This window comes from Mycobacterium sp. NPDC050551 (genome assembly GCF_040674075.1).
In the GTDB taxonomy this organism is placed as follows: Bacteria; Actinomycetota; Actinomycetes; order Mycobacteriales; family Mycobacteriaceae; genus Mycobacterium.
This window is the reverse complement of record NZ_JBFARC010000001.1, coordinates 836,226-862,737: the sequence shown is the minus strand read 5'-3', so window position 1 is coordinate 862,737 and position 26,512 is coordinate 836,226. Positions and strand designations below refer to the sequence as shown.

27 protein-coding genes are annotated in these 26,512 nt (G+C 68.5%); 15 read left to right on the top strand and 12 right to left on the bottom strand.

The window, feature by feature from the left end; translation table 11 throughout:
- The first annotated feature begins 312 nt into the window (after positions 1 to 312).
- On the top strand, positions 313 to 831 hold the full coding sequence (locus tag AB0K11_RS04115; protein ID WP_364972487.1) for a GNAT family N-acetyltransferase: 519 nt from the start codon (positions 313 to 315) through the stop codon (positions 829 to 831).
- Positions 832 to 834: 3 nt separating this feature from the next.
- Here AB0K11_RS04115 and AB0K11_RS04110 read toward each other — a convergent pair whose 3' ends face one another.
- On the bottom strand, positions 835 to 1,827 hold the full coding sequence (locus tag AB0K11_RS04110; RefSeq protein WP_364972484.1) for an NAD(P)H nitroreductase: 993 nt from the start codon (positions 1,825 to 1,827) through the stop codon (positions 835 to 837).
- 211 nt (positions 1,828 to 2,038) lie between these two features.
- Between AB0K11_RS04110 and AB0K11_RS04105 the strand changes: the two genes are divergently transcribed.
- Positions 2,039 to 2,782 carry a universal stress protein gene (locus AB0K11_RS04105; RefSeq protein WP_364972481.1) on the top strand — a complete coding sequence of 248 codons (744 nt, stop codon included), beginning with the start codon at positions 2,039 to 2,041 and terminating at the stop codon, positions 2,780 to 2,782.
- A 40-nt stretch (positions 2,783 to 2,822) separates the two neighbouring features.
- On the opposite strand, the gene AB0K11_RS04100 is transcribed toward AB0K11_RS04105, so the two are convergent.
- Positions 2,823 to 3,437, bottom strand: a complete 615-nt coding sequence (locus tag AB0K11_RS04100) for a TetR/AcrR family transcriptional regulator (protein ID WP_364973716.1) — start codon at positions 3,435 to 3,437, stop codon at positions 2,823 to 2,825.
- A 246-nt stretch (positions 3,438 to 3,683) separates the two neighbouring features.
- Here AB0K11_RS04100 and AB0K11_RS04095 point away from each other — a divergent pair, with 246 nt between their 5' ends.
- The 3 genes from AB0K11_RS04095 (at position 3,684) to AB0K11_RS04085 (ending at position 7,073) form a co-directional block, all read left to right on the top strand.
- Positions 3,684 to 3,986 (top strand): hypothetical protein, encoded by a 303-nt coding sequence (locus AB0K11_RS04095; protein WP_364972479.1) that lies wholly within the window; start codon positions 3,684 to 3,686, stop codon positions 3,984 to 3,986.
- On the top strand, positions 3,971 to 5,716 hold the full coding sequence (gene sulP, locus AB0K11_RS04090; protein ID WP_364972476.1) for a sulfate permease: 1,746 nt from the start codon (positions 3,971 to 3,973) through the stop codon (positions 5,714 to 5,716). The genes AB0K11_RS04095 and sulP overlap by 16 nt, the downstream gene beginning before the upstream one ends.
- An 85-nt stretch (positions 5,717 to 5,801) precedes the next feature.
- Complete coding sequence (locus AB0K11_RS04085; protein ID WP_364972473.1) at positions 5,802 to 7,073, top strand: hypothetical protein; 1,272 nt, start codon at positions 5,802 to 5,804, stop codon at positions 7,071 to 7,073.
- Positions 7,074 to 7,081: 8 nt separating this feature from the next.
- On the opposite strand, the gene AB0K11_RS04080 is transcribed toward AB0K11_RS04085, so the two are convergent.
- Positions 7,082 to 8,653, bottom strand: coding sequence for an SPFH domain-containing protein (locus AB0K11_RS04080; RefSeq protein WP_364972471.1), 1,572 nt, complete (start codon positions 8,651 to 8,653; stop codon positions 7,082 to 7,084).
- Between the two features lie 3 nt (positions 8,654 to 8,656).
- Positions 8,657 to 9,175 (bottom strand): hypothetical protein, encoded by a 519-nt coding sequence (locus AB0K11_RS04075; protein WP_364972468.1) that lies wholly within the window; start codon positions 9,173 to 9,175, stop codon positions 8,657 to 8,659.
- A gap of 364 nt (positions 9,176 to 9,539) precedes the next feature.
- On the opposite strand from AB0K11_RS04075, the gene infA reads away from it, so the two are divergent.
- The 8 genes from infA to truA all read left to right on the top strand — a co-directional run bounded on the left by infA (position 9,540) and on the right by truA (position 14,206).
- Entirely contained in the window at positions 9,540 to 9,761 is a 222-nt protein-coding gene (gene infA, locus AB0K11_RS04070) for a translation initiation factor IF-1 (RefSeq protein ID WP_003418601.1), read from the top strand.
- A 29-nt stretch (positions 9,762 to 9,790) separates the two neighbouring features.
- Entirely contained in the window at positions 9,791 to 9,904 is a 114-nt protein-coding gene (gene rpmJ / locus AB0K11_RS04065; protein ID WP_003879483.1) for a 50S ribosomal protein L36, read from the top strand.
- 184 nt (positions 9,905 to 10,088) lie between these two features.
- Positions 10,089 to 10,463: a 30S ribosomal protein S13 gene (gene rpsM, locus AB0K11_RS04060; protein ID WP_264011142.1), complete on the top strand. Its 375-nt coding sequence runs from the start codon at positions 10,089 to 10,091 to the stop codon at positions 10,461 to 10,463.
- Positions 10,464 to 10,469: 6 nt separating this feature from the next.
- Positions 10,470 to 10,886, top strand: coding sequence for a 30S ribosomal protein S11 (gene rpsK, locus AB0K11_RS04055; protein ID WP_264011143.1), 417 nt, complete (start codon positions 10,470 to 10,472; stop codon positions 10,884 to 10,886).
- Between the two features lie 14 nt (positions 10,887 to 10,900).
- Positions 10,901 to 11,506, top strand: a complete 606-nt coding sequence (gene rpsD / locus AB0K11_RS04050) for a 30S ribosomal protein S4 (RefSeq protein WP_269893769.1) — start codon at positions 10,901 to 10,903, stop codon at positions 11,504 to 11,506.
- A gap of 84 nt (positions 11,507 to 11,590) precedes the next feature.
- Positions 11,591 to 12,643: a DNA-directed RNA polymerase subunit alpha gene (locus AB0K11_RS04045; RefSeq protein WP_364972462.1), complete on the top strand. Its 1,053-nt coding sequence runs from the start codon at positions 11,591 to 11,593 to the stop codon at positions 12,641 to 12,643.
- Positions 12,644 to 12,702: 59 nt separating this feature from the next.
- The gene (rplQ, locus tag AB0K11_RS04040) at positions 12,703 to 13,329 is read left to right on the top strand and encodes a 50S ribosomal protein L17 (protein ID WP_364972459.1); all 627 of its coding nucleotides are present in this window, start codon (positions 12,703 to 12,705) and stop codon (positions 13,327 to 13,329) included.
- A 13-nt stretch (positions 13,330 to 13,342) separates the two neighbouring features.
- Positions 13,343 to 14,206, top strand: coding sequence for a tRNA pseudouridine(38-40) synthase TruA (gene truA / locus AB0K11_RS04035; RefSeq protein ID WP_364972456.1), 864 nt, complete (start codon positions 13,343 to 13,345; stop codon positions 14,204 to 14,206).
- A gap of 2 nt (positions 14,207 to 14,208) precedes the next feature.
- On the opposite strand, the gene AB0K11_RS04030 is transcribed toward truA, so the two are convergent.
- The 4 genes from AB0K11_RS04030 to AB0K11_RS04015 form a co-directional block, all read right to left on the bottom strand.
- Complete coding sequence (locus AB0K11_RS04030; protein WP_364972454.1) at positions 14,209 to 14,898, bottom strand: cutinase family protein; 690 nt, start codon at positions 14,896 to 14,898, stop codon at positions 14,209 to 14,211.
- Between the two features lie 40 nt (positions 14,899 to 14,938).
- Entirely contained in the window at positions 14,939 to 15,529 is a 591-nt protein-coding gene (locus AB0K11_RS04025; RefSeq protein WP_364973714.1) for a cutinase family protein, read from the bottom strand.
- A 96-nt stretch (positions 15,530 to 15,625) separates the two neighbouring features.
- Positions 15,626 to 16,294, bottom strand: a complete 669-nt coding sequence (locus AB0K11_RS04020; protein WP_364972451.1) for a cutinase family protein — start codon at positions 16,292 to 16,294, stop codon at positions 15,626 to 15,628.
- A gap of 23 nt (positions 16,295 to 16,317) precedes the next feature.
- Positions 16,318 to 17,364, bottom strand: coding sequence for an EamA family transporter (locus AB0K11_RS04015; RefSeq protein WP_364972448.1), 1,047 nt, complete (start codon positions 17,362 to 17,364; stop codon positions 16,318 to 16,320).
- A gap of 77 nt (positions 17,365 to 17,441) precedes the next feature.
- Here AB0K11_RS04015 and AB0K11_RS04010 point away from each other — a divergent pair, with 77 nt between their 5' ends.
- Together AB0K11_RS04010 and AB0K11_RS04005 are read left to right on the top strand one after the other, a co-directional pair.
- Entirely contained in the window at positions 17,442 to 17,996 is a 555-nt protein-coding gene (locus AB0K11_RS04010) for a CGNR zinc finger domain-containing protein (protein ID WP_364973712.1), read from the top strand.
- A 20-nt stretch (positions 17,997 to 18,016) separates the two neighbouring features.
- Positions 18,017 to 19,267 (top strand): saccharopine dehydrogenase NADP-binding domain-containing protein, encoded by a 1,251-nt coding sequence (locus tag AB0K11_RS04005; protein ID WP_364972446.1) that lies wholly within the window; start codon positions 18,017 to 18,019, stop codon positions 19,265 to 19,267.
- A gap of 16 nt (positions 19,268 to 19,283) precedes the next feature.
- Here AB0K11_RS04005 and AB0K11_RS04000 read toward each other — a convergent pair whose 3' ends face one another.
- Genes AB0K11_RS04000 through AB0K11_RS03985 form a run of 4 tightly spaced genes read right to left on the bottom strand, consistent with a single transcriptional unit; the run spans position 19,284 to position 26,435 of the window.
- Positions 19,284 to 21,335: an FAD-dependent oxidoreductase gene (locus AB0K11_RS04000; RefSeq protein WP_364972443.1), complete on the bottom strand. Its 2,052-nt coding sequence runs from the start codon at positions 21,333 to 21,335 to the stop codon at positions 19,284 to 19,286.
- On the bottom strand, positions 21,332 to 24,517 hold the full coding sequence (locus tag AB0K11_RS03995) for an adenylate/guanylate cyclase domain-containing protein (RefSeq protein WP_364972440.1): 3,186 nt from the start codon (positions 24,515 to 24,517) through the stop codon (positions 21,332 to 21,334). The genes AB0K11_RS04000 and AB0K11_RS03995 overlap by 4 nt, the downstream gene beginning before the upstream one ends.
- The gene (locus AB0K11_RS03990) at positions 24,514 to 25,038 is read right to left on the bottom strand and encodes a hypothetical protein (protein WP_364972437.1); all 525 of its coding nucleotides are present in this window, start codon (positions 25,036 to 25,038) and stop codon (positions 24,514 to 24,516) included. Before AB0K11_RS03990 ends, AB0K11_RS03995 begins: the two co-directional genes overlap by 4 nt.
- Complete coding sequence (locus AB0K11_RS03985) at positions 25,035 to 26,435, bottom strand: hypothetical protein (protein WP_364972434.1); 1,401 nt, start codon at positions 26,433 to 26,435, stop codon at positions 25,035 to 25,037. Before AB0K11_RS03985 ends, AB0K11_RS03990 begins: the two co-directional genes overlap by 4 nt.
- Positions 26,436 to 26,512: the final 77 nt, after the last annotated feature.

The window sequence follows — 26,512 nt, the reverse complement described above, 5'->3', positions numbered from 1 at the left end:
CCTTGTCGCCGGGCCTTCTGTCAGCAGCGACCCGGTCGCCGTCGCCTGTGTCGTCGTCGTGACCAAAGTCCTCCGGCCGGTGGGTCCAACGCCTCCGGCGCCTCAGTCGCCCACGGTCTACCTTCAGTGGCGAGCTGCTTTGACATCGATAGGAATGAACATTGACAACGACAGACCGCAGACCCGTCGTGGTCGGTGTGGACGGATCCGACGCGGTACTCGACGCCGTCCGGTGGGCCCGGACTCAGGCCTGTCCCGTGACGACCGCCCATGCACAGTGCTCCGTGCTCGTCGCCCGCTAGCGTGGTAGAGATGCGACAGGCGCCAGAGGGCACTGTCACGGCGACCCTCCTCGACGGCAGCGCCATCACGATGCGCCGGCTGACACCACCGGACCGGGACGCGATCCTCATGCTGACAGCGACGCTCAGCGAGCGGGAGATCTATCTGCGATTCTTCACTGCCCATCCGCGCTACCTCGACGAGTGGGCCGATTCGCTCGTCGACCAATCTCCGGGCCATTACACCCTCGGTGCATACCAGGACGGAACGCTGATCGGCGTCTCGGGTTACATCGAATCCGACCGGCCCGGTGATGCCGAGGTTGCGGTCCTCGTCGCGCACGGCCAGCACCAGCGCGGCGTGGGCACCATCCTGCTGCGCGAACTGGGTCGCATCGCCCGAGCCCACGGTCTGCGACACTTCACCGCGGATGTCCTGGCGGAGAACTTCGACATGCTCCGGGTCCTGAACGATGCGGGCTGGGTCAGCAGCACGCACCGGGATGGACCCGAACTCTCGATTGTCGCCGACCTCGTCCAGCACGAATAGCCGTCACTCGAAAGGCATTCCGTCCAGCCAGGACACCACGTCATGCAACGGGCGGCGGGGTGTCGCTGGCAGCGGATCGGCGTTCAGCGGCGCCCAGCCGACCCGAACCAGCGCTTGAGGAAACGCACTCGCCCCAAAAACGTCGGTCTGGACGGCGTCGCGGGTGGCGGTGATCTCGAGTGGCTCGGTGACGGGGCAGCTGGCCAGACCCAGAGCGGTCGCGGTGAGCAGCACCAGACTCATGGCCTCACCGGCGCGAAGCCGTGCCGGCGTATCGTCCGTGGCGGTACCGAGGGCGAGCAGAACGGCGTTGTCGTCGTTCGGCGCCGCGTCATGAGGCTGCTCGAGGCCTGCGCCGGCGAACAGCCGACCGGGCACCGCCGCCGCCGGGTTCGACTCGGGCACGCTGCGGGCCGGCACCCCTGCGATCGACGCATAGCGACCACTCCACGTCGTCAGCTCCGCGAGATATTCGGCGTCGTTGACATGCTGCCAGACTGCCTGCGCCAGAAGCGCTCTGAACTGCGGAGAAGTTTCGACGCGACGCATGGTGACTCCTGTGCGAGCGGCACGGGCGCCCATCAGCGCGACGTCGCCGATGGATACCGGCCAGGAACTGTAGATCCGCCGATCGGTGCGTCGCCGGGGGATGGCGGCGGCCAACGCGATGTCGGCATCGGTCGGTGTGTGTCGGTGCAGCTCGAGCGACGCCAGGTGTAGAGGATCCGCGGGGTTGGGCATCCGGTGAATCCGTGGCTGCCAGCCCAACGCGGCCAGCGCGACGGCGCAGTGATTGAGTGCGGTGCCGCAGCTGAGGACCAGATCGCGGGCATCCGGGTCGGTGTGCTCGAGATGCAGCGAGCGCTCCGCGTAGAGGTGCAGGCTCTGCTCACCCACCCGCCAACGCCACGGCTGGGAGTTGTGAATCGACGGCGCGCGCATCGCGAGCGAAAGCGCGGCGTGGATCGCCTCGTGGTCGGGTCCATGGCTCGTCACAGTCGTCGCCCTTTCGATCGTCCTCACTTCATCGACGATGCAGCAGAACGCGGGTCGCCCGACAGAGACGTAAGTCCCGAATCGGGAGGGACTGTGGCGAGTGGGCGCATTCCTGCCGCACGAAGTCCCTTCGAGAGGTGACCATCGGCCCCGGTATGCAGGGCACCCGTGTCGATAGGCTCCGGCTGAGACGATGAGAAGGGCGCCGATGATGAACGATCCACTTGGCCCGGTCCTGGTGGGACTTGACGGATCCCTTGATGCCCGAAGCGCTGTCGCCTGGGCGGCGACCGAAGCGCTCGCCCTGGAGGCCCCGTTGCGGCTCATCCACGTGGTGGACGATTCCCGGCGGCCGCCGACTCACGATTGCCTTGCGGACGCGCTGGCCGACCTCGAACTGATCACCGCGAGTGCGGCGTCATCGATCTCGGTCGTGAGCTCCGTGCTGCGCGGGGACCCACTGCACGTTCTGGCCGAGGAATCTCGCTCTGCGGCGATGGTGTGTGTCGGCGCCGGCGGACGTGGACCCGGCAGCGCAGTGGGGGCGGTATCGACCGCGCTCGCTGAGAGCGCCCACTGTCCGGTGGCCATCATCCGTCACGAGAATCATCTGCTCGCACCGGAAGACGGGGTGATCGCCGTCGTGCTAGACGACGAACCCGACAACGACGCGGTCGTGCGTCATGCGATGCAGGAGGGCAGGATCCGCCGGACGGACGTGGTGCAGATCGACCGGCGTGTGGACAGCTGGGTGCGGCGCTACCCCGACGTTCATGTGGAAACGGTCGCGGCCGGCTCGGCGACGGGATACGCCCACACTCACGCATCCAGGCCCACGAAACTCGCCGTCGTCGGACGTCGGGAGGGCAAAGGGTTGGGCGGACCGACGTCGCCGAATTGTCACGACATCCTCGGATATCCGAACTACTGCTCAATTCTGGTGGTCCGGGACTGACCAGCCCCGCGATACGCCACCGCCGAAGAGTGGACCGAGCTCAGCGCTCAGAATTGGCGGCGGCCGCGAGAAATGCCTGATACATGTTGTCGTCGGTCATCAGACCGTAGGTGTACATCTCGAGCGCCGGCATGACCAGGTCGCGTGCGTAGTCCCGCAGCACCGCGCCCATGTCGTCGGGTGACTGGTGCATGCGCCGGTACAGCAGGAATCCGCCGGCGCCGAACATCACCACCAGACGGGCACGCCCGCTGGTGTCGTGCGACGATTTCACCGTGCCGGCACGTACCGCGGCCTCGAGATATTCTTCGGCGTTCTCGGACATCTGTTGCAGCAGAGTGTGACCAATCCGCTCGCCGTCCTCCAAGCTCCGGATGAGGTAGGTGAGCATGGGGGCATAGGACTCGATGTTCTTCAGCTGAGCCAGCCACGAGCCGGGATCACGTGACGTCAAAGCGTCGGTCTTCGACCGCCGGATCGACGACATCAGGAAGTCGTCGCACGCACGGCGCATCCCCTCGACGGAGCCGAACATCTCGGTGAGTGTCGAAACATCGACGTCGGCGGCGATCGACAGCTCGAGCAGCGACTGGTCGAACCCGAATCGTCCAAAGTGGTCAATCCCCACCACGCACAGGCGATCGCGGAGCGGCATGTCGGTCAGATCGGCCTGTGGGTGAACGGCGGTCATGGTCGTCTCCGATTCCTTTACGCGGCGCCATCGGTCCGAGACGCTACGTCGACTACAGCGCGGCGAACGTCCACGCCGACAGGGCCGATCGGCCCCTGCCTGGACGGCGGTGACCCGGATCGAGAGGCATTTCGGCCCTGCACGGGCCGATCACGTTGACCTAGCGTCAGTCTGAGGCTGCCCGACGGCGGCCTTGGGAAGGTGACCACAGTGATCGTTGACGCCGTCTCGACCGATGTTGTTCGCCCGGTCGCCGCGCTCCCGTCGCGGCTCGTCAGAGACGAACTGACCGGCGTGGTCGACGCCGTGTGCGCCAGGTACCCGAACTGGGACAGGACTGCGGTCCAGGACCTGGTGTCGCGCGTGTACAGCGACCTGCTCGAACGCGCCACCGTGACCGCGCATCTGATTCCGCTCACGCTCAACAAGACACTGCGCCTGATGCGCTCCCAGATGCCAGCCGACTCGGACACAACCCGGTCCTGCGAGTCGCTGGCATGCCCGGTCGGTTGAGAAATCTGAACCTCGCTCGCACTATCGCCTGGGCACCTTGGTTACCGGGCCTGGCGCATCTTCGTGCCTATCGCAGATCCGATCTTCGTGGCGACGTACAGGCCGGCCTGAGCGTCTCGGCATATCTCATCCCCCAGTCGCTGGCCTACGCCACGCTCGCCGGCCTGAACCCCGTGGTGGGGCTCTGGGCGGCGCTACCGCCTCTGGCTGTCTACGCCGTGATGGGGTCGTCGCGTCAACTGTCGGTTGGCCCCGAGTCGACGACGGCGCTGATGACGGCGGTCGTGCTGCTCCCCGTGGCGGGCGCGGGAGATCCAGCACGTTACGCCGGCTGTGCGGCGGCGCTGGCGATTCTGGTCGGTGTGATTTGTCTGATCGCGGGCTTCCTGCGGCTGGGCTATCTGGCGAACCTGCTCTCGAAACCAGTCCTCGTCGGCTACCTCTGCGGGATCGCCCTGGCCATGGTGGCCGGGCAACTGGGCCGGCTGTCGGGGACCCCGCTATTTGGCGATGCCGTCGTCGAACAGGTCCGCGAGTTCTTCGGCAGCGCCGCCCACTGGCACTGGCCGACGGTGATCTTGAGCATCGCAGTACTGGCTTCGGTGTCGGCTCTGGGGCGGTGGGCGCCCCGGCTGCCCGGCCCACTCATCGGGGTGGCCGCAGCGTCTGTGGCGGTGGGACTCCTTTCGCTGTCGCGGCACGGTATCGATCTGGTGGGCATGGTCCCCGGCGGCCTGCCGGCACCCGGTCTGCCCGCGGTGTCGGCCCTGGATCTGCGCGCGCTCCTGGTGCCCGCCGTGGGGATCGCGGTGGTGGCGTTCTCCGACAACGTCTTGACCGCCCGGGCGTTCGCCTCCCGAACCGGCGATGACATCGACGCGAACGCCGAGCTGCGCGCACTGGGATCGTCGAATCTCGCGGTGAGCCTGATGCACGGCTTCCCGGTGAGCTCGAGCGGCAGCCGAACCGCGCTGGGCGTGGCATCCGGCGCGAAAACGCAGATGTATTCGCTGGTGGTGTTGGCGGTCGTGATCGTCGCGGTCCTCGTCGGCACCGGGGCGCTGGCGACCATCCCGGCTGCCGCACTGGGCGCCCTGGTCGTCTACGCGGCGGTAAAACTGGTCGACGTCGGCGAATTCCGTCGCTTGGCCCGGTTCCGACGCAGCGAGTGCATCCTCGCGCTGGCGACGGCGCTGTCGGTGGTTCTCCTGGGAGTGCTGCAGGGGGTACTCGTTGCCGTTGCGTTGACCATCCTCGATCTGCTTCGGCGTCTCGCGCACGCCCACGACAGCGTTCTGGGAATCGTGCCGGGCGTTGCAGGGATGCACGACGTCGACGACTATCCGGAAGCGACGCTGATCCCCGGCTTGCTCGTCTACCGCTACGACGCGCCCCTGTGCTTCGCCAATGCCGAAGATTTTCGGCGGCGGGCGCTCGACGCGATAGACCGATCCGCGTCACCGGTGCGCTGGTTCGTGCTCAACGTCGAGGCCAATGTCGAAATCGACATGACCGCGATCGACGCGCTCGAACAGCTTCGATCGGAATGCGAACGCCGTGGCATCGTGTTCGCGCTGGCACGGCTGAAGCAGGACCTGCGTGACCCCCTCGACGCCGCGGGGATGATCGACGCGGTCGGGACGGACAAGCTGTTCATGACCCTGCCGACCGCCGTCGCCGCCTATCGGCGCGCACAGGAGTCCGGTGACCGGGGGTCACCCCCGGCGTGATGAATCGAGAGCCATGTCATGGTTTGCGGCGCTTGTGAGCAAGGCCTCCCGGATACTTCTCGCCTGCGTGGCTACCTTCTATCGCATGGGATCACGCAACGACGATGAGGCCGGACGGGAGTCGGGCCGCTCTGTCGTGCCGCGGTTGCCCGGATCGGGGCCGCTGCGCACCGTGCTGGCGCCGCTGACCCGCACCGGCGGCTACTACGCGAAGTCCTGGCGTGACTACCTCGGCGACGGTCCGGACCAGATGCCGATCGCGCGTCCCACCGTCGCCCTCGCCGCCGAGGCGTTCCGCGACGAGGTCGTCCTACTCGGGCTGCGGGCACGCCGACCCGTCAGCGGCGCGCTCGGATTCGAGCGCATCAACGGCGAAGTCGAGGCGGCACTCGAGTTCTACGGTGAGCGCGGACTGCTCGACGAGCCCGAGCGGTACTTCGCTGCGCCCGAGCCGCTGACCGACGTGGAGGTCAGCCCGGTGCGGCGGCGCAACCGCTCGTATGCGCGACTGCGTTGGCAGAGTGGATACCGGCCGTTGCCCGGTGAACCCGGTGGCGATCGCTGGCTGGGTTACCGGGCGATGTCGCGGGGCTACGGGTTGATGCTGCGGCATCCTGACCCGCGGCCGTGGCTGATGTGCGTGCACGGTACCGAAATGGGTCGCGCCGCAATCGATCTGGCGTTGTTCCGGGCCTGGTACCTGCATGAGACGCTCGGCCTGAACGTCATGTTGCCGGTGCTGCCCATGCACGGTCCCCGGGCGGCGGGGCTGCCGAAGGGCGCGGTGTTCCCGGGCGAGGACGTGCTCGACGACATCCACGCGACCGCCCACGCCGTCCACGACGTCCGCAGCCTGCTGTCGTGGATCCGGCGCGAACAGCCGGACGCGCCGATCGGTGTGTACGGGATGTCGCTGGGCGGCTTCATCTCCGCGCTGGTGGCCAGCCTGGACGACGACCTCGTCTGCGCGGTCCTCGGCGTGCCCGTCGCGGATCTCGTCGAACTGTTGGGCCGCCACTCGGGCCTGCGCCGCGACGACCCTCGCCGCCGCACCATCGAGCTCGCAGCGCCGCTCGGCCGGATGATCTCGCCGCTGGCGCTGCAACCGCAGGTGCCAGCGGCGGGCCGGTTCATCTACGCCGGGCTCGCCGATCAGGTCGTCCACCCGCGCAAGCAGGTCAGTCGCCTCTGGGAGCACTGGGGACGCCCGGACATCGAGTGGTACCGGGGCGGGCACGCCGGGTTCTTCCGGTCCCGGCCGGTGCAGCGCTTCGTCACTGACGCGCTCATCCAGTCCGGCCTGGTCTCCGCCCTCCCGCCGGGCGCTGCGGAACCGACGGGCGCGCTGACGGGCTGATCAGGAAGTCAGGACGCCGGCGGCGCGACCGGATGGGAGTTGGGCTGCGCCGGTTGGCCGTCGGAACCGGCCACGTCGGTCGACCCCGTGCGGTTCAGCATCGCGGCCACGTCGATCCCCGACGACTTGAGCGACTCGACGATCTTGGCCACAGCCAGTGGGCTGACGCCCAGCAGCCCGCTCACCGCGTCCTGGGTGTCCGATGAACCGCCGATGATCGACAACCTGTCGACCGAGGCCAGCGGCATCGCGGCCGCTTCGGTGGCCTTGACGACCGACGCGAGCACGTCGGGCAGCATCAGCAGCCGGGCCGCGTCCGCGCTGTAGTTGTTGAGCGCGGCGGCGATCTCCTTCTTACCGGTCGCCTCGGCCACCAGCTTGGCCTCGATGCCCGCCGCCTCGGCGAGCTGCTCGACCCGCAGCGCGTCGGCGAGCTCCTTCTTGCCCGCGGCCTCGGCGACCAGCTTGGCCTGCAGGCTGTCCGCCTCGGCCTGCCGCTCGACGCGCAGCGCGTCGGCCGCTGCCTTGCGGGCGTCGGCCTCGGCCTGCCCGGCCCGCACCGCGGCCTCGGCCTGGGCTTCGGCGCCCAGGATGGTGGATCGGCGCTGGCCTTCGGCGCGGGCGATGTCGGCCGCCCGTTGCGCCTCGGCCGGTGCGATGACGTCGGCCTGCAGCGCCGCCTGGGCCTGCTCGGCACGGCGCTGCTCCACCTCGATGCGGGCCTCGACGCGAGCGGCCTCCGCCTGCTCGGTGGCGATGCCGACGTCCTTCTGGGCGCGGGCGTTGGCCAGCGGTCCCGCCATGTCGGCCTGGGCGTTCTCGGCCTCGGTCTGGGCGCGCAGGCGGGCCAGTTCGACGTCGCGCTTCTGGTTGGCGGATGCGATCGCGGTGTCGGCCTCGGCCTGGGCGACCGAACCGGCCTGGCGGGCCTTGGCCGACTGGATCTGGGCGTCGCGCTCGGCCTCGGCGGTGCCGATGGCGGCGTCGCGCTTGACCTCGGCGATGCGGCGCTGGCCGAGGGATTCCAGGTAGGCGTTGCGGTCGGAGATCCCGGCGATCTTGAGGACGTCGACCTCCATGCCGATGCGGGCGAGGTCACCGCCTGCCTCGTCGACCACGCTGCGCGCCAGGGTGTCGCGGTTGGAGTTGAGGTCCTCGACGGTCATCGTGGCGGTGATGCCGCGCAGGCTGCCCGCCAGGATCTCGTTGATCTGCCGCTGCAGCTCGTTGAGGTCCGAGGTGAGGAAGCGCTGCACCGCCGTTTGCACGGCCTCCTCCGACGAGCCGATGCGGACCAGGCCGACCGCCTCGACGTTGACCGGAACGCCGTTGTTGGACAACGCGTTCTGAAGATTGATGCTGACGTTGAACGGTTCGAGGCTCATGATGTCGACGCGTTCGATGCCGGGCACGCGGAATCGGGCGCCGCCACGGACCACCTTCGGGGTGCCGCGGCCGGTGAACACGGCCACCTCGTTGGGCGGCACCTTGATGTAGTTCTTCACGTAGATCACCGGGAGCGCGACGAACAGCAGCAGGGCCGCGATCACCGCGACGATCACGATCATCAGCACGGACATGGGTCAGAACCTTTCGGACGGATGGTCGAGATCGGGGACGGCGACGACGTGGACGTACTCGGCGTCGACGTCCGCGATGTAGACCTGGGTGGACTTGGGCAGCGCCGTCGGCTCGTCGGTGCGGGCCCGGGAACGCACCCGGTTGCCGTCGGCGTCGACGAACGACACCTCGCCCCAGCCCTCGGCAGGCACCTCGAGGGTGACGGTCCCGAGCAGGCCGACGTAGGAGGACCGGCCGCGGTGCGAGTTGGCCTCCTGCCGGCGCAGGTAGGGCAGCAGCACGCCCTGTAGCAGGCCGTACATGACCACGGCGGCGCCACCGGCCGCTGCCGCGGAACCGACGGCGGGCAGTCCGGTCCAGGTGCCGATCAGGCCGCCTGCGCCTGCCCCGAGAATTGCGGCCGACAACCCCGTCAGGCTCAGGAACGGCATCCCGTCGCCGTGTCCCACCTCGGCGAGCAAGAGCGCCGACAGCACCGCGACAGCCCCGACGACGAACGCCGCGAGGTACACAGCGGTCATGGGATCCTCCGGGCGGACGAATACATGAACAGGGTGATCATCGTCCATTCTCGGTGACCGCGGAGACGTCTGGCACACCAATTACCGGCGAACGACGTAGGCTCGCGTCGCGACGACGCACGGATGGTCGTCGCACCGGCCGATGAACGGCTGCGGCCGCACGAGGCGCGGCTGCGGCGCTGGTCGGACGATTTTGGGGCGGGCGGCCGAGCGGGTAGTATTGACCAACGGTGCGGCAGCCGCGCCGACTCTTGCGTGCCCCTGTTCCGGAATATCCGACTACTGGCTCACGTTGTAGTCGATTCGATTGCTGCGCCGAACGGCGCCAATACCAAGACAGGACACGGAGGACTTCCGAGAACTCATGGCCAAGAAAGACGGTGCCATAGAGGTCGAGGGCCGCGTGGTCGAACCCCTGCCCAATGCGATGTTCCGCATTGAGCTGGAGAACGGACACAAGGTGCTCGCCCACATCAGCGGCAAGATGCGGCAGCACTACATCCGCATCCTGCCCGAGGACCGCGTCGTGGTGGAGCTGTCTCCCTACGACCTGTCCCGGGGCCGCATCGTTTACCGCTACAAGTAAGCCCGAGACAGAAGAAGGATCGATAAGCCGTGAAGGTGAACCCGAGCGTCAAACCCATTTGCGATAAGTGCAGGGTGATCCGCCGGCATGGGCGGGTCATGGTGATCTGCTCCGATCCGCGACACAAGCAGCGCCAGGGCTGACACGCCCCGACAGCTGCGCCGCAGTACCTCACAACTGAATGCTGACCTCCCAGCACCACCGAGCGGATACGCCGCTCGATCACGTCCGGTCGGAGGCCGGACCCCTACTACAGCGTCGACTCGTCGGCAGTAGCAGGGAACGGGCTGGGAAAAGACCTCCGCCAAGAAAAGGAATGGCACACCCATGGCCCGATTGATGGGCGTCGATCTCCCACGCGACAAGCGCATGGAGATCGCACTCACTTACATCTACGGCATCGGCCGTACCAAGTCGCAGGAGATCCTGTCGGCCACTGGTATCGACCGCGACCACCGCACGAAGGACCTGACCGACGATCAGGTCACCCAGCTGCGCGACTACATCGAAGCCAACATCAAGGTGGAGGGCGACCTGCGCCGCGAGGTTCAGGCCGACATCCGCCGCAAGATCGAGATCGGCTGCTACCAGGGCCTGCGGCACCGCCGCGGCCTGCCGGTGCGCGGCCAGCGGACCAAGACCAACGCGCGTACCCGCAAGGGCCCCAAGCGCACCATCGCCGGCAAGAAGAAGGCCAGGTAACCCCCGATGCCACCTGCAAAGAAGGCCGCGGCCGGCCCCAAGAAGGGCCAGAAGACCCGTCGCCGGGAAAAGAAGAACGTCCCGCACGGCGCCGCGCACATCAAGAGCACGTTCAACAACACCATCGTGTCGATCACCGATCCGCAGGGCAATGTCATCGCCTGGGCGTCGTCGGGGCACGTCGGCTTCAAGGGGTCGCGCAAGTCGACGCCGTTCGCCGCTCAGCTGGCCGCCGAGAACGCGGCCCGCAAGGCGCAGGAGCACGGTGTGAAGAAGGTCGACGTGTTCGTCAAGGGTCCGGGTTCGGGCCGCGAGACCGCCATCCGATCCCTGCAGGCCGCCGGCCTCGAGGTCGGTGCCATTTCCGATGTCACGCCGCAGCCGCACAACGGTTGCCGTCCGCCCAAGCGGCGCCGGGTCTAGAAGGGATCTGACCAATGGCTCGTTATACCGGACCCGCCACCCGCAAGTCCCGCCGTCTCGGCGTCGACCTGGTCGGTGGAGATCAGTCCTTCGAGAAGCGCCCCTACCCGCCCGGCCAGCACGGCCGTGCGCGGATCAAGGAGAGCGAGTACCGCCAGCAGCTGCAGGAGAAGCAGAAGGCCCGCTTCACCTACGGCGTGATGGAGAAGCAGTTCCGTCGCTACTACGAAGAGGCCAACCGCGTCGCGGGCAAGACCGGCGAGAACCTGCTCCAGATCCTGGAGAGCCGGCTCGACAACGTCGTGTACCGCGCCGGGCTCGCCCGGACCCGCCGCATGGCGCGTCAGCTCGTCAGCCACGGCCACTTCACCGTCAACGGTGTCAAGGTCGACATCCCGAGCTACCGGGTGTCGCAGTACGACATCATCGACGTCAAGGACAAGTCGCTGAACACCGATCCGTTCGTGATCGCGCGGGAGACCGCGGGTGACCGTCCGATCCCGTCGTGGCTGCAGGTCGTCGGCGAGCGTCAGCGCATCCTGGTGCACCAGCTGCCCGAGCGGGCCCAGATCGATGTGCCGCTCGCCGAGCAGCTCATCGTCGAGTTCTACTCGAAGTAACACCTCTGCACGCCCGATCCCGGGCGTCGCAGTTCACTGACCGGCATCAAATAGCGGATGCCGAGAAGGAGATAGAAGAACACCATGCTGATTTCTCAGCGCCCCACACTGTCCGAAGAGACCGTCGCCGAGAACCGTTCGCGGTTCGTCATCGAGCCGCTGGAGCCGGGCTTCGGCTACACGCTGGGCAACTCGCTGCGGCGCACGCTGCTGTCGTCCATTCCGGGCGCCGCGGTCACCAGCATCCGCATCGACGGTGTGCTGCACGAGTTCACCACCGTGCCGGGTGTCAAGGAAGACGTCACCGACATCATCCTGAACCTCAAGGGCCTGGTCGTGTCGTCCGAGGAGGACGAGCCGGTGACCATGTACCTGCGCAAGCAGGGTCCGGGCGAGGTCACCGCGGGTGACATCGTGCCGCCCGCCGGTGTGACGGTGCACAACCCCGAGATGCACATCGCGACCCTGAACGACAAGGGCAAGCTCGAGGTCGAGCTCGTCGTCGAGCGTGGCCGTGGCTACGTCCCCGCCGTGCAGAACAAGGCGTCGGGCGCCGAGATCGGCCGCATCCCGGTCGACTCGATCTACTCGCCGGTGCTCAAGGTGACCTACAAGGTGGAGGCCACCCGTGTCGAGCAGCGCACCGACTTCGACAAGCTGATCCTCGACGTCGAGTCCAAGAACTCGATCACGCCGCGGGACGCACTGGCGTCGGCCGGTAAGACGCTGGTCGAGTTGTTCGGTCTGGCACGGGAACTCAACGTGGAGGCCGAGGGCATCGAGATCGGGCCGTCGCCGGCCGAGGCCGATCACATCGCCAGCTTCGCGCTGCCGATCGACGACCTCGACCTGACGGTGCGGTCCTACAACTGCCTCAAGCGCGAGGGTGTGCACACGGTGGGTGAGCTCGTCGCCCGCACGGAGTCCGATCTGCTGGACATCCGTAACTTCGGCCAGAAGTCCATCGACGAGGTGAAGATCAAGCTGCACCAGCTGGGTCTCTCGCTCAAGGACAGCCCCGCCACGTTCGATCCGTCGGAGGTCGCCGGCTACGACGCCGCCACCGGCACCTGGAACAGCGACGCGGGCTACGACCTGGACGCCGACCAGGATTTCGCCGAAACCGAACAGCTCTAGGTCAATTCGTCCCGGTCCTACCTGATACGGGGACCGGCCCCATCTAGGAGATAGTCGCCATGCCCAAGCCCACGAAGGGCGCTCGCCTCGGCGGGTCGTCGTCGCACCAGAAGGCGCTGCTGGCCAACCTGGCCACCTCGCTTTTCGAGCACGGCCGGATCAAGACCACCGAGCCGAAGGCGCGGGCGTTGCGGCCCTACGCGGAGAAGCTGATCACCCACGCCAAGAAGGGCACGCTGCACAACCGGCGTGAGGTGATGAAGAAGATCCGCGACAAGGACGTGGTGCACTCGCTGTTCGCCGAGATCGGCCCGTTCTTCGCCGATCGCAACGGTGGCTACACCCGGATCATCAAGGTGGAGGCACGCAAGGGCGACAACGCCCCGATGGCCGTCATCGAGCTGGTGCGGGAGACCACGGTCACCTCCGAGGCCAACCGGGCGCGCCGGTCGGCAGGGTCCAAGGCCGCTCCGGTGGCCGCGGCGGCAGCACCGCAGGCCGCGGTCGAGCCGGAGGCCACCGAGGGCCCGACGGCCGATGACGCCTCGACCCCGGAGGCACCCGACACCGCGGACGCGGTGGCCGAGCTGCCCGAAGCGGAGGACACCACCGCCGCCGAGGCATCCCGGTCGACGGAGACCGACGATCCGACCGACGAGGCCGGCAAGGCTGACGACGCCAAGTAGACACGCTGTGAACATGCCCGCCATCGACTCCGGTGGCGGGCATGTTCGTCTTCGGCTCGACATCGCCTACGACGGGACCGCTTTCGCGGGCTGGGCGGCGCAGGTCGGTCAGCGCACGGTCGCCGGTGTGCTGGACGAGGCGCTGTCCACGGTGTTCCGCACGCCGGTGGTGATGCGAGCCGCCGGCCGCACCGACACCGGAGTGCACGCCACGGGTCAGGTCGGCCACGTCGACGTGCCCGCCGCGGCGCTGTCGCACGCCTACCCGCGTCGCAGCCCGCCGGGGGAGACCGAGTTCGGCCCGCTGGTGCGCCGGTTGGGCCGGTTCCTGCCCGACGACGTCCGGGTGCTCGAGATCGCCCGCGCCGCAGATGGTTTCGATGCCCGGTTCTCGGCGCTGCGCCGGCACTACACCTACCGGCTGTCGACCGCCCGGTACGGGGTGATGCCGCAGCTGTCCCGGTTCGTGACGGCTTGGCCGCGCGCGCTGGACGTCGACGCGATGGCGGTGGCCTCCCGGCCGCTGATCGGCCTGCACGACTTCGCCGCATTCTGCCGGCACCGCGAGGGCGCCACCACGATCCGCGAACTGCAGCGGCTGGAGTGGATTCGCGACGGTGACCTGATCACCGCCCACGTCACCGCCGACGCCTTCTGCTGGTCGATGGTGCGCTCATTGGTCGGCGCGCTGCTCGCGGTGGGCGAGGGCCGGCGCGACGCCGGTTGGTGCGCGGGCCTGCTCACAGCCTCCCGGCGGTCGAGCGACTTCGCCGCCGCGCCGCCGCACGGCCTCACCTTGGTCGGTGTGGACTATCCGCCCGACGACCAGCTGGCGGCCCGCACCACGGTCACGCGCGAGCTGCGCGTGATCGACTGACGTCAGACGCGGCCCGCGACGAAGTCGGCGGCCTGGTTGACCATTCCGGCGCTGATGTAGGCCTTGGCCGCGTGGTCACCCCAGTTCTTCTCCCAGGTGTTCGGATCGGCCGGGTTGCAGATCGGGTCGGCGCCGTGGCACAACTCGATGGTGCGCTCGCGGTAGAGCGGGCTGAGCGCGCCGATGGGGCCTGCCCACGCGCTGCCGTTGCCGAACAGCGCCACGGCCGCGATCTTCTGGTCCATACCCGGGGGCAGTGGCTTCTTGAAGCCGAAGGCCGCGATCGGTGCGGCCAGCACCACGTCGGTGACCGCGGCGCCCAACGAGTAACCGCCGAGCACCAGCCGGGTGTCGGGGCACCGGCCGGCCATGTCCTGGATACGGGAACTCATGTCGTTGGCGCCGATGTCGATCTCGTTGTCGGCGGGGTAGTTCACCGCGTAGAGATCGATGTCCCTATCGGACTTGTTGCGCAGGGCGCTGACGAAGTTGTTGCCGATGAGCCCCGCTCCAGGCGACTCGATCCGTCCCCGGGCGAAGATCACCTCGACCTGCGGACAGGCCTGTGCCGACGCGGTGGGGGCGGCGCCGTCGACGGGGGCGGCGGCAGGCGCGACCAGCAGTCCGGCGGCGACGAGGACAGCGGAGGCGGCCAGGCCAGACCGGCGGGCCAAGGTGCTCACAGCATTCACCCAGCCGATAGTAGCCAAAGAAATTGACGGCGAGGCGAAGCTAGAGAAGTCCGGCGGCAAAGCGCGCCGCCTGATCGGCCGCCGCACCCGCGTAGTCGCGGTGCGCGGCAACGCTGTCGCCGTCGGTGCAGATGGGATCGCCGGGGTTGCACAGGTCGATCGCCCGGGCGCCGTACACCGGGCTGCGGGTGAGCGGGAGGCCCAGCTTCGCCGTCGGATTGCCGAACACCGCAACGGCCGCAACGTGATCCGGCACGTTGGCCGGAAGGGGGGAATTGAAGCCGATGGCTGGCACCGGAACTGCGGCGATGACGTCGATGACGGCGGCGCCCTGGGAGTAACCGCCGAGCACCAGGCGGGTGTTCGGGCAGTTGGCGACCATCCACTGGATGTGGCCGCTGGCGTCGTTGGCGCCTGCGGCCGCAGCCAGGAAGTCGTAGCTTGCGGGGTAGTTCACCGAGTAGGCGCCGACAGACCGGTCGCCGACCCGGCCGCGCAGGGACTCGACGAACGCGTTGCCGATCCGGCCCAGCCCCGCCGCCTCGTCGGTGCCGCGGGCGAACACCACCTCGACGTCGGGACAGTCCTGCGCCGTCGCAATTGCCGGTCCGCTCACCACGACGGCGGTCATGGCCGAGAGGACGGCGGCGGTGACGATGATCGCCCGGTGCAGGACCCGGCGTCGAACAAGATCGAAGCTCACGCCGAAGTGTAACGCGCGACGTTGCTAAATCAGTCCCGCCGCGTACGTGGCGGCCTGGGTGACGAAGGGCGAGGACTCGTAGTGGGTGTGGGCGAACGGGTTGCGGCCGTCCGAGCAGATCGGGTCTCCGTCGCTGCACGCGTCGATGCTCTTGCCGGCGAACAGGCCTCGCGCCGAGAGCGGGATGCCGAACTTCGTCGAGGGGTTGCCGAACACCGCGACCGCGGCGACCTTGTTGTTGTAGCTGCCCGGCAGCGGCGGCGCGGAGCCGATGTCGCCGACCTTGTTGCCCAGCGGCGGCACGCCGGCCAGCATGTCCATCACCGCGGCGCCCTGCGAGTAGCCGCCGAGCACGAAGCGCGTCGAGGGGCACTGCGCGGACACCGATGCGATGCGCGCGGTGACGTCGTTGGCACCTTCGGCGGCGGTCAGGAAGTCGTAGGTGGCCGGATAGTTCACGCCGTAGGTGCTCAGCGTGCGCCCACCGAGCAGCGGCCGCAGCTGATCGGCGAGTGCCTGGCCGACCCGGCCGATGCCGCCCGGCTCGCTGGTGCCGCGGGCGAAGATCAACTCGACATCGGAGCAACCCTGGGCGGCGGCCACCGGCGCGGGCCCTGCCACGGTGAGGGCGGCCGCCGACAGTGCGGCCGCCGCGGTGGCGGCGAATCGGGAAGCGGAGCTAAGCAACGTCACCGGCTCATACTCACACACGTCGGTCAGTCGCGGCCAACGGACTGCGTGTGAGGAAGCTCGCCCAATGTATCCGGCCATTCCGCGGATTGCGTCGCGGCAGTGTCGCTCCGGTCGCCGAGTCGGGCCACGGCCAGGCCGACCAGCACCACCGCGCCGCCGAGAGCCTGGACTCCGGTGATGGCCTCGCCGAGCAGCAGCCATGCGGCGAGCACGGCGAACATCACCTCGGACAGGCCGACCAGAGAAGCGAACCGCGGGCGCAGGCGTGAGATGCCGACGATGCCCAGTGAATAGGCCACGGCGGTGGGGATGAGGCCGAGGGCGAGCACCGGTACCACCCACGACGTGGTCCATCCCGCGATGACGGCGTCGTGTGCGGTGAAGGTCATCGGCATCACTCCGGTCACGCCGAGCAGGGCGGTGGTGGCGGCGCCGACTGCCAGCCCACCGGCGGCAAGGGTGATCGGATGCAGGCCGGCCGAGCCGTCGGCCCGTTGCCCGCCGACCTTGTCGGACATCAGGAAGTAGCAGGCCGCGCAGACCGCCGCGGCCAGACCCCAGCCGACGCCGACGATGTTGATGTGCGCGGCGGCCAGTCCGCCTGCGCCGACCACGCCGAGCACCAGCATGATGCCGCCGACGGCGGTGGCCGCGCCCGCGAGGGTGAGCGTGCTGGGCCGACGCTTGGTGGTGACCCATAGCCAGGCCACCACCAGGACCGGTGCGGTGTACTCGAGCAGCAGCGCCACGCCGACCGAGAGGTGGGCGACGGCGTTGTAGTAGAACAGCTGCGCGCCGGCGATCGGCACCAGACCGTAGGCGATGACGGTGCTGCGATGGGTCAGCGCCTCGCGAAACCAGCCCGGTCGCACGGCGGTGGCGAACAGCGCCATCAGCAGGGCGCCGCCGGCGAGCCTGGCGGTGACCGCGGCGGTAGGGCTCCAGCCCGCAACCATGAGTGACTTGCCGAGGGGGCCCGACATGCCGAACGCGAGGGCGGACCCGACGGCGAACATCAGGCCGAGCCGGAACTCGCTGACGGCCGGTGCCGGGTGCATCGTGGACGCCATCGGGCGACCTCCACTTCATGTAAGGAGTAAAATGAGCTTTGGTCATGACGTTAACGGTGGAGGGAGTCATGAGTCAAATGATTTTCACTCATGACACAGAGCTCACCCTGCGCGCGGCGTGTGTGCTGATCAACACCGACCGCGTCGACGGTGAACAGCTCGCCGACATGGCTTCGCTCGACGAGTACCTCGACGGCTTCGGCTGGACGGGCCGCCGCGACCGCGACGCCGCCGAGCTGGCCGACGTGCACCGGCTGCGCGAGCGGCTCGGTGTGGTCTGGGGAGCCGCGGACGACGAGGAGCGCACGGTCGGTCTCGTCAACGCGCTTCTCAGCGACACCCGGGCGGCGCCGTGGCTCACCCGTCACCCCGAGATGCCGGAGTGGCATCTGCACCTGGCATCGGTGCACGACCCGCTGTGGCAGCGGATGGGCGCGGAGATGGCGATGGCACTCGCGGACCTGATCCGCGGGGGCGAGCTGCGACGGCTCAAGGTGTGCGCGGCGCCCGACTGCCAAGCCGTGCTGGTGGATCTGTCGCGCAACCGGTCCCGGATGTTCTGCGACACCGGCAACTGCGGCAACCGTCAGCACGTCGCCGCGTATCGCGAACGGCGCGCCAAGGACTCGTGACGCCGGTAGCGTCACCTGTCATGGGCGCTGCGCCGCGCGACCTCGACATCGTCCTCTACGGCGCCACCGGTTTCGTCGGCAAGCTCACCGCCCGGTACCTCGCCAGGGTCGCGCCGGGTATTCGCATCGCCCTGGCGGGCCGGTCGCCCGAGCGGTTGCGCGCGGTACGGGACGGTCTCGGCGAGCGCGCCGGCCGCTGGCCGCTGCTCGTTGCCGAGCTGTCGGATCCGGTGGCGCTGCAGGAGATGTGCGCGCGCACCCGCGTCGTCGTCAGCACGATCGGGCCGTACACCAGGCACGGACTGCCGGTGGTCGCCGCGTGCGCGGCCACCGGCACCGACTACGCCGACCTGACCGGCGAGGTTCCGTTCGTGCGGACCTGCGCCGACCGCTATCACCAGCAGGCCCGCGACACGGGGGCACGCATCGTGCACTCGTGCGGATTCGACTCCATCCCTTCGGATCTGACGGTCTACGGCTTGCATCGCCGCGTCACCGAGGACGCCATGGGCGAACTCGGCGACACGACGCTGGTGCTGCGCGCGTACTCCGGCGGCTACGCGAGCGGGTCGATCTCCACGATGCTCGACCTGATGCGGATCGCCACCGACGATCCCGCGGTGCGGTTGATGCTCGACGACCCCTACAGCCTGAGCCCCGACCGGCCCGCGGAGCCGGAACTCGGCGCCCAGCCGGACCTGCCGCTGTGCCCCGGCGCCGAGGTGGCGCCCGAACTCACCGGGCTGTGGGCGGGTGGCTATGTCATGGCGCTGTACAACACCCGCTGCGTGCGGCGCAGCAACGCGCTCCTCGGCTGGCCCTACGGCCGCGGGTTCCGCTACCGCGAGACCCTGACCATGGGTTCCTCGCCGGCCTCGCCGTTCATCGCGGCCATGTTCAACATGGGCATCACCGGCGCTTCCCGCTTCGGGGGTCACCTCTTGCGGATGGCGCCACCCGGTCTGGTCGAACGGCTTCTCCCCGCGCCCGGCACCGGGCACGACGAAGGTGCGCGCGGGTACTACCGCGTCGAGACGTACACCACCACGACCACCGGACGGCGGTACGTGACGACGATGGCCCAGCAGGGCGATCCCGGCTATTCGGCGACCTCGGTGCTGCTCGGCGAGAGCGCACTCGCACTCGCCGTCGACCACGACCGGTTGCCCGACCGCCACGGGGTGCTGACGCCGGCCACCGCCATCGGCGACGTGCTGCTGGACCGGTTGCCCGCCGCCGGCGTGACATTCGAGACCACAGCGCTGGATTGAGCTCCGCGCCGCGGCGTCACGGCAGGTAGAACCCGCGGATGCGGTGCCTGCGTGTGCGGCCCTGTAAGGCGTTGGCCGCCTGCAGGCCCGACATCACCGCCGCCTCGATGCAGCCGGCGTTGATGCCGCAGTCGGTCCAGTCGCCTGCCAGAACCAGGTTGTCGTAGCCGCTTTCGTCGGGCCGCAGCCGGTACTTGTCCGACCCCGGCACCGACTGCACGTACCGGTCGGACGGGTCGACGTTCACGCTGACGTGCTGGGTGTCCAGGGCGGCCGCGCCCCGGTGGCCGTTCGCACCGCTGAGCAGATGCCACGCGAAGCCGTCGGCGGTGACGCTGCCCGGCAGGTAGAGACCGACGTGGCGATCGAGATATGTTGCTGCATAGTCCAGTACGCGCTGACGGCACCGGTCGACGTACGCAGCATGGTCGTCCCCGGGCGGCCACGCGGCGTCGAAGGCGCCGCAGAAGTACGCAACCGTGCGGGGCTCGTCCCCGCCCGGCCAGTCCTCGGCCCACAGTGTCTGCGGCATCGACGCCCAGGTGTCGAACGGCGCGACGTAACCGCTGGTGGTCACACCCGGTCGGTGCCAACCCAGCGCCGACTCCTCGGGCCGCAGCCAGAGCTGGAACGCCTGAGTCGCCACGGTGCGCAGATGGGTTGTCATCTCGTGCCATTCGGGGCGGCCGGCGATGAGCTCGGCTGCGACGAACTCGAGCATGCCCAGCGAGGTGGCCAGCACGATGTGGTCGAAGTCCACACCGCGGCGCAGCACTCTGGTCTCGACGTCGTGTCGTTCGCCGAAGTGGGTTTCGAGGTCGTCGGCCGCGCCGCCGTCGATCTGGTCGGCCAGCGGCGCGGCCGGGAACACCGGCAGGCCTTTCACGTCGATCAGTGGTTCGTACTCGTCGACCCCCTCGGCGAGGCGGACCTGCCTGCCCATCGTGACGGCGTCGACGACGTGCCTGCCGGCGTCGAGGTGCAGTGCGTCGAGCCGGTGGAAGAATTCGAAGCGCACGCCCCGACGGCGCAGTGCCTGATACAGCGGGGCGATCACCACGTCGCCCATCCCTGCGGTCATCTTCCAGAAGAAGGCCCCCTTGTACTGGAAGAGTGCGATCCCGGTCAGCATCACCGCAAGGCCGGCGGCGAAGCTCGGTCGTTCGTAGTCGCCGTCCTCGTAACCGAACACCATGTCGTACATCCCCCGCACGAGGGAGAACTCGAGCACGTCGGGATGCGCGCCGTGGCGCACCAGCCACGCCCCGTACTCCTCGTCGTTGATGGCGCGGAAACCCCTGGGGTCGGTGATCAGGTTGTCGACGGTGATCCCGCGGATGGTCGCGATCAGCAGCGACAGCAGCAGCCAGAAACGCTTGTGGTCGGGCCGGTTCTCGCAGTCCAGCACCCGACGGGCCGCGTTCACCGCACGTAGCAGCACGCCGTCGCGGACGAGGTGCGCCGCACCGGTTTCCGACAGTGTGCCCAGCGTGGTGCGCACCGCCCGTTGCACCAGCTCCAGGGAGCGGTCGGCGGCGGGATCGGCCGTGGGGGACAACGTCAGGCCGGTGGACGCCCCGAGCGAGTCGGTGAAGTCGAGCAGCAGTTCCGAGGCGCGCTGCACGAACGACACCACCGTGAGTTCGCGGCCGTCGGCGTCGGGATCTCCCGGCAGCTCATCGTTGTTGCTGAACCGTCCCGGCCACACCAGCCAGCCGTCGCCCCACCGGTCGGCCATGGCGAGGTTGTCAGCCGGTATCAGCGCCTGATCCCAATCATGAATGGGCGCAGCGGGATCGGTGGCCGCCCTGTCGAGTTCGGTGTAGCACTCGCGCAGCAGCGCGAACGCGTTCTCGTAGGAACCCAGCCACACGTGCAGGCCGTGCTCCTCGATGCGGCCGTGCGGCCCGCGGCTGGATGCGGCCTTGCCGCCCAGCCGCCAGCCGCGCTGGTAGACGGTGATGGATTCGAACCGGTCCCGCCAACCGGGCTCGCTCAACCGCCAAGCCGCACTCAGGCCCGCCACGCCGCCGCCGAGGATGGCGACGCGTCCCAGAGAGCGCCTCACCCCAGCAGTGCTCGGGCACGAGCCAGGTACGGCCACTTCTCGTCTGCAGGCAGCCGGCCCAGCGCCTCGACCAGCGCGGGCCGGAACTGCTCACCCATCAGTTCGAAGTCATCTGCGGCAGCGCGTATCTCGAAGTTCGTGGTGCCCTGGGTGCGGGCCAGGTCGATGGCGGCGCGCAGTCCGGTGTGGCGGGCATCGATGTCGGTGTGCGTGTGTGCGCGGATGCGCAGCAGCTCGGCGTCGTAGAAGTGCATGCCGGTGTCCTCGGACATCTGCAGTGCGAGATCGACGCGCTGCCTGCCCTCGTCGAGTCTCCCCGTCGCCATCAGCAGTTGCGCCAGCGTGCCGTCGTAGCAGGCCAGAAAGGTCTTGTTGTCGAGGGCACGCCACAGGTCGACGATGCCGGTGAGGGCCGCGATGTGGCCGTTCATCACCTCCGGGTCCCGCTCGCCGCGGATCAACGCGATCGTGGCGCTCAGCGTGCTGCGGTTGCACTCGGCGATCATCGACCACTCGTCGAACCCATTGCGGGCGGCGCTCTCGGCCACCACCTCGATGAGCGCCGCGGCCCGGTCGAGCCGGCCGGACTGGAAATGTGCGAACAGTTCCACCGACCTGGCGTAGCACAGGGTGTAGGGACCGTGTGGGAAACGCAGCTGCGCGCAACGGCTCTCGACCTGAACGAATGCCGATTCGGCACCGCGCAGATCGCCCTGGAGGATGCGGATGAACCCGGTGAAGGTGTGCGCGCCGGACAGTGGATCGTTCGGGCTGTACCAGGCGCCTTCGATCTGCGGCGAGCCGATGCGGTCGACCACGGCGGCGGCGCCCTCGAGTATCGGCCGGGCGGTCTGCAACTCGCCGCGGAACACCGTCAGCACGCCCAGCACCACGTCGGTCGCCACCCGGTACCACTCGGGCATGTCGTCGAGGCCGCGCAGCGCCTCGACCAGTTGGGTGGCTCGGCGCAGATCGCCGCGGGTGGCGTAGTTGGTCCAGATACCGCTCAGGGTGGCGTAGAGCTCGTTGCCCGCCACGCCCCCGATCAGCTCGAGGCAGCGCTCGAACTCGGCGAGCGCCTCGGGACTGGAGTGCCCCTCGGCCGTCGAGGTGAGCCAGCCACGCTCGAGCCGGATGGCGACCTCGTGGCGGTCGCGGGCCCGCCCCGGCGCGATCCGTTCGACGTTCTCCAGCGCGCGGGCCAGGTGTGCGCGCGCCTCGGTGAGCGCACCGCGCCGGCGGGCGTTGGTTGCGGCCTCCTGGAACGCCGTGGCGGCCTCGTCGAAGCGTTCGGCGTTCTGATAGTGCAACGCCACGAGTTTCCACTCGGGATTGCCGTCGGCGGAGGCCCACAGCGCATCGGCGATGCGGCTGTGCAGCCGGCGCCGCTGGGTCGGCGGTGAGAGTTCGGCGGCCACTTCGCGAAGCAGTTCGTGGTGAAAGCGCCAGCTGTCCTCGCCGTCCTGCCGCAGCACCCGGGACCGGGTCAGTTCGTCGAGCACGGCGTCCACCTCGTCGGCGGCCAGGTCGACCACCGAGCGCAGGAGCCGTTTGTCGATGACGCTGCCGATCAGCGCGGCGGTCTCGACGACCAGCAGCGACGTCCTGCCGGACCCGAGCCGGGCGATCAGGGTCTCGTAGAGGGTGTCGGGCACCTCGGCGGGGCCGCCGCGATCAGCCTGTCGCTCGAGGACCTTGGTCACCACCTCCTCGATGTAGAGCGGGATGCCGTCGCAACGATCCTGCACCGCACGCCTGGCATCGTCGGTCATCTCCGGATGCAGGGTGCGGATCAGGGAGTCGGAATCGTTGCCGCTCAGTGGTTTCAGTTCGAACTGAGTCTCGTTCCCCAGCGGCGGCACCTTGCGCCCGGTGACGACCACGAACAGCCGGCCGGGCCGCTCGCGCAGTAGTGACTGCACGATTTCGACGGTGTCCTCGTCGAACCAGTGGATGTCCTCGGCGACGATCAGGCCGGGTCCGCTTCCGACGCTGGCCAGCAGGTAATCCTTGACGGCAGTGGCGATCTGATCGTAGAGCCGGCCGGCGTTGGCAACGGCCGGCTGATACCCGGCGTCGGGCCTGATGCCGAGCACGGGCGCCAGCAGCGGCATGGCGACATCCACATCCAGTCCCTGCAGCTCGATCTCGGCGCGGAGCTTGCGCAGGCTGTCCGCCGGATCGGAGCCACGCCGGATGCCGCACCGGCGCTCCAGGAGCCTGCGCACCGGCCGAAGGCCGACGTCGGTGTGGAACGGCGAACCGTAGAGGCTGAGGACCACGGCGTCGGATTCTTCGGCGAGGTCCACGGCCGCGCGCGCCAACCGGCTCTTGCCGATGCCACCCTCACCCCAGAACACCACGCCCGCGGTGTCGAGCGTGCCCTCCACCGCCTTGCGCCAGTTCTCCTGCAGGAACGCCAGTTCACGCTCGCGTCCGATAAGCGGCCCGCGGGGCACACGGGCGACGTCGCGTTCGGCGACGACGCGGTGGTGCACGATCAACTCGTCGACGCCCTTGACCGCACGGGGCGGACGTTCCTCCAATTCGAAGGAGTCGCGAACCACCCGCTCGATCGCCGCAGACACCGCCGTGGTGCCCGGTTCGGCCAGACTGCAGAGCCGCGCGGCGAGATTGGCACCCAGGCCGTACACGTCGTCCTGCGCGACATCGAGGTACACCAGGCCGCGGTGGATGCCGACCCGGACGTCGATGTCGAAGCCGAACCGGCGGCGCACTCGCGCACTGAGCGAGGCGATCTCGCGGGTGATGTCCAGGCCGGCCTGCACGGCGCGATGGGCGTCGTTCTCGTGCGCCCGGGGATGTCCGAACACGGCGAACAGCCCGTCGCCCTTGGTGGAGCCGATGTGGCCCTCGTAGCGGTTGACGATCTTGATCACCTCGTCGCGGTACCGTCCCACGACCGTGCGATAGATCTCGGGTTCCACCCGCGTCGACAACGCCGTGGAGTCCACCAGATCGGCGAACATCATGGTGAGCCGGCGCAGGTCACCACTGTCGACGGGGGCGGCGAGCAGCTCCTCGGCGTCGGCGTTGTCATGGTCGACGGCGAGCACCTGACCGGCGAGCGCGTCGGCCGTCGCGCGGTCACCGCGGTTGACGGCCTGCACTGCCCGGTCGAGGAGTTCGTCGATCGACGGCTTTTCCGGAACTTCGCTCACAGTCCTACGGTGACCTCGAATGGGACCTCGGCGGCACCGGTGGCGGGGTTGGTGAGGGTGATCATGCCCTTGTAGTTCGAACCGATGAAGCGTTCGTCGCGCAGGGTGATCACCAATTGCTTGGCGTTCGCGGGAAGCAGGGGTTCGACGCTGAGGCCAGCGGGCTGGATCTTCACGTTCGGGTACCCGAGCCGGGTGAATTCCGAGAGTGTGACTGCGCGTGGGTATGGCTGTGGATTCGGCACCTCGACCGGCTCCGGCGCGGCCAACTCATCGGTCGTCGACAGCCACCACGGACCCGAGATGCCGGTCTGCAGCACATTGGCGAAGACCCGGATCTGAAGGTCGATCAGATCGTGGAAGACGCGAATCCAGCCGTCGATACCCCACTTGCCCGCCTTATCGGTCGCCGATGCAGTGGCGGCGGCCGCGCTCACGCCGCTGGCCGCCGTGCTCACGTTGTTGGAGGCTTCACGGGCGAACTGCGCAATCAGGTGCATGCCGGTGAACGGAGTGCTCATGACGCACCACCCTGCCCGCCGCTCCCGGTGCCGCCTGGATACCGGGGTTGGCTGATCTTCTCGAGGAATTGCAGTGGTCCGCTGACCAGGCGGCCCGTTGTCTGCTGGGTGTAATCAGTGATGTCGCTCAACGTGAGTCGGCCGCCCAACCACTTCTCGGAGAGGTCGAAATAGTCGTTGGTGAATCCCTGCAAAGCGTCCGCCCACATGCCGACGGCCGTTGCAACGACATGGGTGTCAGGCTCTTGAGGCGTCGCCGACGCCGCCTGCGCCTGTTCGCTCGGCGACGGATCGCCCTGGGTGTAGTGCAGGAACGGACGGGCTTCCGGTCGGGGGTTCATGGCGGGGTTGAACAGGAACTCGTTCGAGGCCGTGCCGTAGCCGGTGAGGCAGACCAGCCGCTTCTGCGCGATCGGCGAGAGGTTCGCGATGTTGACGATCTTGCGGGTCCGCACCTTCACGCCCAGGTCGTCCGGATCCCCGGTCCGGCCCCACATGTTGATGTACCCCTTGTCGACGCGGACTTTGCCGTCGCAGCCCCTGGCGGGTGCGGGGTCGTCGAGGTCGTAGTCGATCCGTGCCACGTTCTTGTCGAGTTCCTCGGTCGCGTGGTACTTCAGCCCCGTGACGATCTGGGTCGCCGGGATGTTCCGAAATCCCACGGTTTCGCGCACGCGTTTCCATAGGTCCTGGCGGAAAGGCGGTTCGGCGAAAGTGTCCATACTGACGAAGAAGTCCTCGTAGTTGTCCGCCCAGTTGAACGGGTTCACGACCTTCTTCAGGTTGGTCAGGCTGACGAGCGCCGAGCTCGTCGCAGTGTCCACGACGACCGAGCGGACCCCGTCGACGACCCGGACGGCGGCCCGGCAGAGCGGGATGTCGAGAACCGCCGGATCGACGATGTTCGACTGCGCCTGACTGATTCGCAGCGCGTAGTACTGGTCGCGGCCGGTGAGGATCTGTCCCACCCATGTGCGGAAATTCGGACCGACATCTTCTGACTGTCCGATTGTTTCGGCTGTCGCGGCAGGCGCGACCGCCGTGAGGCCGTTGGTCAACGCCTGATCGAACTCGGCATCGGAGAAGGCGGACAGCGTGGACGCCGGCGCCGCGTCCTTCACCCGCGCCGCCACACATAGTCCGTAGTGCAGACGGGACTTCTGCGGAGCGCTCCACGCGTTCGTCGCCGCATCCGTGGCGATGGCCTGGCACGCTCTGGCGAAGTTCGGCGACCGCACGTCATCCGGGAAGAAGTACTGCTCGATCTCCCGGTACCAGCCCGTGTTGGTGCCTGCGCCCGGCAGGAAGCTGTTCAACGTCGCTGCGGCCGCCGGATCCGAGGCCGCCGCCTCGTCGAGTGCCCCGTACACCTCGAGAAGATCACGCAGCTCCGCCATGGTCCCTCCTGCCCCCGTTTGCGCAGCTAGCATACCGTGATGCCAGCAGTGTGGCGGGTCTAATCGACGGGTGGGGG

Excerpts from the sequence above, each read along its gene's own strand:
- AB0K11_RS04115 (WP_364972487.1), top strand. The coding sequence starts at position 313 with ATGCGACAGGCGCCAGAGGGCACTGTCACGGCGACCCTCCTCGACGGC.
- AB0K11_RS04105 (WP_364972481.1), top strand. The coding sequence starts at position 2,039 with ATGAACGATCCACTTGGCCCGGTCCTGGTGGGACTTGACGGATCCCTT.
- AB0K11_RS04100 (WP_364973716.1), bottom strand. The coding sequence starts at position 3,437 with ATGCCGCTCCGCGATCGCCTGTGCGTGGTGGGGATTGACCACTTTGGA.
- sulP (WP_364972476.1), top strand. The coding sequence starts at position 3,971 with ATGCCCGGTCGGTTGAGAAATCTGAACCTCGCTCGCACTATCGCCTGG.
- AB0K11_RS04085 (WP_364972473.1), top strand. The coding sequence starts at position 5,802 with ATGGGATCACGCAACGACGATGAGGCCGGACGGGAGTCGGGCCGCTCT.
- AB0K11_RS04080 (WP_364972471.1), bottom strand. The coding sequence starts at position 8,653 with ATGTCCGTGCTGATGATCGTGATCGTCGCGGTGATCGCGGCCCTGCTG.
- AB0K11_RS04075 (WP_364972468.1), bottom strand. The coding sequence starts at position 9,175 with ATGACCGCTGTGTACCTCGCGGCGTTCGTCGTCGGGGCTGTCGCGGTG.
- infA (WP_003418601.1), top strand. The coding sequence starts at position 9,540 with ATGGCCAAGAAAGACGGTGCCATAGAGGTCGAGGGCCGCGTGGTCGAA.
- rpsM (WP_264011142.1), top strand. The coding sequence starts at position 10,089 with ATGGCCCGATTGATGGGCGTCGATCTCCCACGCGACAAGCGCATGGAG.
- rpsK (WP_264011143.1), top strand. The coding sequence starts at position 10,470 with ATGCCACCTGCAAAGAAGGCCGCGGCCGGCCCCAAGAAGGGCCAGAAG.
- rpsD (WP_269893769.1), top strand. The coding sequence starts at position 10,901 with ATGGCTCGTTATACCGGACCCGCCACCCGCAAGTCCCGCCGTCTCGGC.
- AB0K11_RS04045 (WP_364972462.1), top strand. The coding sequence starts at position 11,591 with ATGCTGATTTCTCAGCGCCCCACACTGTCCGAAGAGACCGTCGCCGAG.
- rplQ (WP_364972459.1), top strand. The coding sequence starts at position 12,703 with ATGCCCAAGCCCACGAAGGGCGCTCGCCTCGGCGGGTCGTCGTCGCAC.
- truA (WP_364972456.1), top strand. The coding sequence starts at position 13,343 with ATGCCCGCCATCGACTCCGGTGGCGGGCATGTTCGTCTTCGGCTCGAC.
- AB0K11_RS04025 (WP_364973714.1), bottom strand. The coding sequence starts at position 15,529 with ATGACCGCCGTCGTGGTGAGCGGACCGGCAATTGCGACGGCGCAGGAC.
- AB0K11_RS04015 (WP_364972448.1), bottom strand. The coding sequence starts at position 17,364 with ATGGCGTCCACGATGCACCCGGCACCGGCCGTCAGCGAGTTCCGGCTC.
- AB0K11_RS04010 (WP_364973712.1), top strand. The coding sequence starts at position 17,442 with ATGATTTTCACTCATGACACAGAGCTCACCCTGCGCGCGGCGTGTGTG.
- AB0K11_RS04005 (WP_364972446.1), top strand. The coding sequence starts at position 18,017 with ATGGGCGCTGCGCCGCGCGACCTCGACATCGTCCTCTACGGCGCCACC.
- AB0K11_RS03990 (WP_364972437.1), bottom strand. The coding sequence starts at position 25,038 with ATGAGCACTCCGTTCACCGGCATGCACCTGATTGCGCAGTTCGCCCGT.
- AB0K11_RS03985 (WP_364972434.1), bottom strand. The coding sequence starts at position 26,435 with ATGGCGGAGCTGCGTGATCTTCTCGAGGTGTACGGGGCACTCGACGAG.